The sequence below is a fragment of the Candidatus Infernicultor aquiphilus genome (genome assembly GCF_002784285.1).
GTDB classification, from domain to species: Bacteria; Atribacterota; Phoenicimicrobiia; order Phoenicimicrobiales; family Phoenicimicrobiaceae; genus Infernicultor; species Infernicultor aquiphilus.
On sequence record NZ_PFKO01000286.1, the window covers coordinates 846 to 1,089 of the forward strand.

A 244-nucleotide genomic window follows, 5' to 3' on the forward strand; every position below is an offset into this window, starting at 1 on the left:
AATTCTTGCATATAATCGGTGGTAAGAGCTTGTAGGTTCTGGTGGTAATCAATAGCTGCATTAATCTTTTGATATGCTCCAAACTCTTCTTCTAACTCTTTTAATCGGGAACCATAAAGTTCCATAGAATCGGTGAAGACAGTCAAGACTATATCTTTTTCAGTAAGTTCATAATATTTAGCGAATTTAATAGCCATAATCATATTAGCTATACTGGAGATACCCATTAAGGGTAACTTCTCGA

At 34.4% G+C, this 244-nt stretch carries 1 pseudogene; it reads right to left on the reverse strand.

Annotated elements, in window-relative coordinates:
- Positions 1-227, reverse strand: a pseudogene (locus tag COZ07_RS07905) (pyridoxal-5-phosphate-dependent protein subunit beta); the annotation flags it as partial.
- Between the last annotated feature and the right edge of the window lie 17 nt (positions 228-244).